At 45.3% G+C, this 4,665-nt stretch carries 6 protein-coding genes; 3 read left to right on the top strand and 3 right to left on the bottom strand.

Features of this window, described 5'->3' with window-relative positions; genetic code table 11:
• On the top strand, nucleotides 1–372 hold a 372-nt coding region (locus Q0R35_RS12990), incomplete at its 5' end, for a Uma2 family endonuclease (RefSeq protein WP_295618748.1).
• A 183-nt stretch (nucleotides 373–555) separates the two neighbouring features.
• On the opposite strand, the gene Q0R35_RS12985 is transcribed toward Q0R35_RS12990, so the two are convergent.
• Together Q0R35_RS12985 and ruvB are read right to left on the bottom strand one after the other, a co-directional pair.
• Complete coding sequence (locus Q0R35_RS12985; RefSeq protein WP_295618754.1) at nucleotides 556–789, bottom strand: DUF433 domain-containing protein; 234 nt, start codon at nucleotides 787–789, stop codon at nucleotides 556–558.
• Nucleotides 790–857: 68 nt separating this feature from the next.
• Nucleotides 858–2,015 (bottom strand): Holliday junction branch migration DNA helicase RuvB, encoded by a 1,158-nt coding sequence (gene ruvB, locus Q0R35_RS12980; RefSeq protein ID WP_295618745.1) that lies wholly within the window; start codon nucleotides 2,013–2,015, stop codon nucleotides 858–860.
• 168 nt (nucleotides 2,016–2,183) lie between these two features.
• On the opposite strand from ruvB, the gene Q0R35_RS12975 reads away from it, so the two are divergent.
• Nucleotides 2,184–2,660, top strand: coding sequence for a hypothetical protein (locus tag Q0R35_RS12975; protein ID WP_295618742.1), 477 nt, complete (start codon nucleotides 2,184–2,186; stop codon nucleotides 2,658–2,660).
• Between the two features lie 376 nt (nucleotides 2,661–3,036).
• Nucleotides 3,037–4,020, top strand: a complete 984-nt coding sequence (locus Q0R35_RS12970; RefSeq protein ID WP_295618751.1) for an ABC transporter ATP-binding protein — start codon at nucleotides 3,037–3,039, stop codon at nucleotides 4,018–4,020.
• Nucleotides 4,021–4,033: 13 nt separating this feature from the next.
• Here the strand turns inward: Q0R35_RS12970 and ribF are convergent.
• Nucleotides 4,034–4,665: riboflavin biosynthesis protein RibF (gene ribF, locus Q0R35_RS12965; RefSeq protein WP_295618739.1), on the bottom strand; the 632-nt coding region annotated here is incomplete at its 5' end.

Raw genomic sequence — 4,665 nt, 5'->3', positions numbered from 1 at the left:
TATGTTGGTGGTAACTCTCCAAAATGGAAACCAGGAGAACCGCGCCGAGTTAATTTAGATCTGTGGCGCGTACCCGATCTAGTTGCGGAGATTTCCGATACAACTTTAGCGATCGATTTAGACGAAAAGAAACAATTATATCTGGCTTTAGGTATTCCTGAATATTGGGTAATTAATGCTAAAGGTAAGCAAGTTTTAGCGTTTCGATTAATCGAGGGGAAGTACAAACAATGTAGCGAATCGATCGCATTAACCGGACTACCGATCGAGTTATTAGAACAAACTTTAGAACAGATGGATAATGAGAATGGTAACGCCGCTCTATGGTTTGCCGATAGGATTCAAAATTTGCCAACTCGATCGATCGAATAAATGAATTTGGCGTTGCTGGATCTGTGTATGATTTATCAAATTGCAATCGATGAAACCCTTGGTAGGGGTAATTCATGAAGCGGCGGTTTTATGTCTAGGGTTCCCCCCGAATAAAAAACCGACAAGACATTACCCCTACCAAGGCGGCTAGAGTTGGTGGTAACTGTGCATCGATCCAAATTATCATGCGCTCAAGCGGGGAAATTCTGTCCGACGGGCGGCAAATAACAGACAGGCACGAATATCTTCCGGTTCCAAATCGGGAAAATCGGTCAATATTTCCTCAGCAGATACATTTTCAGCCATCATTTCCAAAATGTCGCTGACACGAATTCGCATTCCCCGAATACAAGGTTTTCCGCCACATTGTCCTGGTGTTTGGGTGATTCTCGTTAGTTGTTGGATGGGTGAAGATATCACAAGTATTAGTGTTTTTTATAGTTACAGTATATTATAAAATCGGACGATCCTTTAACCGCTACCTTTTACCCCTTTTCTAGTAAAGATAGCTGTTCGCCGCCATCATTTGCCCCTTTTAAGCCCAAATGCTTGCGCGCCGCTGCCGTTACTACCCGTCCGCGTGGAGTGCGGTGGAGATAGCCGATTTGGAGTAGATACGGCTCATATACAGATTCGATCGTTTGTCGATCTTCGCCTGTAGATGCGGCGAGAGCTTCCAACCCGACTGGCCCACCATTAAACTGTTCCGCCATCGTCGTTAGTAATAATCGATCGACCCAATCTAAGCCCAATGGGTCTACATTATAAATCTCCATTGCGGTACTCGCAATTTCGGCATCGATGAGATCGCAAGCTTTAACCTGAGCGTAATCGCGCACTCGTTTGAGCAACCGATTGGCAATCCGTGGCGTTCCTCGCGCGCGTCTGGCGATTTCTGCCGCACCCTCTGGCGTAATGGCTGTATGTAAGATCTCCGCCGTCCGTTGGACGATGAGCGTCAATTCATCTACCTCATAAAAGCGTAACTTCTGAACTAGTCCAAATCGATCGCGCAATGGCGATGTTAGCGATCCGACCTTGGTTGTGGCTCCTACCAGCGTAAATTTCGGCAGCGGAATACTCCGAATTTTAGCTGTCGCCTCTTTCCCCTGGGTAATATCTAACCGAAAATCTTCCATCGCTGGATAGAGAATTTCTTCGGTAATGCGCGGTAGACGATGAATTTCATCGATAAATAAAATATCTCCCGGCTGTAATCTCATCAAAATCCCCAAAATATCGCGAGGGCCTTGGAGCGCGGGAGCTGCGGTAATCTTACAATTGACTCCCATTTCTGTGGCTAAAATCAGAGCCAAGGTCGTTTTGCCCAATCCTGGCGGCCCATATAAGAGTAAATGATCGAGCGATTCCTGCCGGACTTTAGCCGCTTGAATGGCAATATCGAGTACGCCTTTAAGATCTTTTTGCCCGATATATTCTTGAAGACTGCTCGGTCTGAGGCTTTCTTCCTGAATCTTTTCTTCGGGGTTATTAGTCTCGGCTTGTAATATTTCCGGCTCGACGACAGATGCTAACTGCGTGGGGTTTGCTGGCTGGGGAACACTTTTGGGACTTTTTTTCTTCTTCTCTTTTGGCGGCTGTTCGGCATTGGCGGCTGGCTGTTTGGAAGAGATGATTGCCATATCAGAGGGTCGATGGGTAATTTATACTATTATCCCAATTATGAGTCGATCTCGATCGGCTTTCTTGCATCTTGCGATTGGGACGCAGTGAATAGTGAATAGATTCGATCGAGGTAAATAACTTGAAACTGCTAGAATACAACCAGTCCTATCAGATTGAGTAGTTTTATGACATACACTCCCGAAGAACTAAATGCGATCGCCGACGCACCAATGACGATTGGCATGGCAGTAGCAATGGCAGATATGGGGATTATCTCTACTGCGATTGAAGCTGTTGCCTTAACTAAAGAAATCGTCGGTGCGGGGAAAAAATATCCTAGTAATTCGATCGTTCAAGCCGCTTTTTCCGAAGAAATTCTCTCCAGCGGTAAGATCCAGCGTAAGAAACCAGATGTTAAAGCCGAAGATATCCAGTCTGGCGCATTTGTGACCAAAGCGATCGCCTCTGTCGATTTTGCCGTAGCTGCCATCGGCTCTAAGGCAACGCCAGCAGAAATTACTGAATACAAACAGTTTATCTACGCCTGCGCCGAAGCCGTCGCGAGTGCGGCGGGGAGTGGATTGTTTGGTTCTGGAGATCCTAAAATCAGTGCCACTGAGGCTTCCGCCTTGGCTAAAATTAAAGCGGCTTTGAGTATTTAACCCAAGCTACTACCGATACTAAAAGTGCTTAAAACCACTCCTCATGATGCAAAGTTCGCCTATGCGGACTGACATATTAGTCCGCGTAGGCGGACTTTGCAACACTAGCCACGATTTCAATCGTCGGCATTTTTCTAACTAGCAACTTGGTTGATTTAATCGCCTAGCAATTTGGTGGCAAAGTATTTCCAAAATGTAAGGCACAGGATACAGTAGAAGGGGTAATGAGACAGTCGATCGACACAAACCCATTGAGGTGTTTTGCCCCGCTCCTGTGCCGCTCCTAGCGGGGAATTGAGCCAAGTTAGAGAAGGGAATCGGGTTGTTAGCATCTAAGCTGTCCATTACGAATCTTCTACCCCCGATGCCGATCGTTATGATTACTACTGAAACATTAAATCGATCTACACCAGTTTACGATACCGCAGCAGCGATCGAGACCGATCGATTGGGCAAGGTATATCGCACTGGCTTTTGGCTCAATCGTCAAGTCGAATCGTTAAAAGACTGTACCTTAAAAGTTTACCAAGGGGAAATTTTTGGATTGTTAGGTTTAAATGGTGCTGGTAAAACTACCCTGCTCAAAACATTATTAGGTATCGTCAAACCAACATCTGGTAGAGGGCTGCTCCTCGGTAAACCGTTAGGAAATCGATCGATCAAACAACAGATCGGTTATTTACCCGAAAATCCTTATTTTTACGACTTTCTGACTGGCTGGGAATTATTAGAATACACGGCAGGTTTATTTGAAATTCCTCGATCGGTTCAAAAACAACGCATTCCGGCATTATTAGATTTAGTTGGTTTAACTCGTTCTGCCGCTCAGAAAAAGCAACTCCGTCAGTATTCTAAAGGGATGGTACAACGGGTTGGGCTAGCGCAAGCTTTAATTAACGATCCCGAACTGATTTTTCTCGACGAACCGATGTCTGGACTCGATCCGTTAGGACGCAAACAAATGCGCGATATTATTGTCTCTTTAGGCGATCGCGGTAAAACTGTTTTCTTTAATAGTCACGTTCTCGGTGAAGTCGAACAAATTTGCAGTCGGGTGGGAATTTTAGCACGCGGCGAGTTAATTTGCTGCGGGACTTTATCAGAGTTGCTCGTTAATACCGATCGATATTACGATGTTTCTGGTCGTGGTGGCAATCGCGAAATTCTCGCTCGTTGGATTAGCGATCTCAACTATAACGATGATATTTGGCACGGTAAAATTCAAGGCGAACCGCAAGAGTTTTTAGCAACACTCAGATTGTTAGAAGCAGAATTAATCTCGCTCAAGCAAGGACGCGCATCGCTAGAAGAGTTTTTTATGGAGCAAATGGAAATCCGCGACATTCGATCGAGTACTTGATTTTAACAGCCGATTAGATCTGAAAAAATTCTCTAGCGGCTTCGCAATCGGCTTGAATTTGGCTGGTAAGTGCGGCAAGATCTGAGAATTTTTGTTCCGACCGCAAAAAGTGATGCAGGTAAACTATCAGTTGTTGACCGTATAAATTGCCATCCCAATCGAGTAAATGCACCTCGACGGTAGTATTTACTCCATCTACTGTCGGACGTTTGCCGATATTCATTACCCCTGGTAATTGGGTAGCCGTAGGAGTATCTACCCGCACGCAATAGACACCCTGACGCGGTAAAAACTTTTCGGGTGGATACTTTAAATTAGCAGTTGGAAACCCGATCGATCGACCGATTTCCTGCCCATTTACCACTGTACCTACGATCGAGTAAAATCGACCTAGTAATGCTCGTGTTAGTTGTAAATCCGCAGCTAATAATGCTGCCCTAATCCGCGAACTACTAATTCGACTATCGCCATCTGTTTCGAGTGGTGCAATTCGCGTCGGTATCTGTAACTGCTCTGTGAGCGTTACTAAATCGCTAGCCGCACCCACACGTTGATTGCCAAACCGAAAATCTGCTCCCACACTAATAAATTTAGCCTGAATTTGGCGATCTAGAATGCGATCGACAAATTCTAGTGGGGATAATT

Source organism: Chamaesiphon sp. GL140_3_metabinner_50 (assembly GCF_025361915.1).
Classification (GTDB): domain Bacteria; phylum Cyanobacteriota; class Cyanobacteriia; order Cyanobacteriales; family Chamaesiphonaceae; genus Chamaesiphon.
Note: the sequence above shows the minus strand (reverse complement) of the source record. Positions and strands in the feature narration are given on the sequence as shown.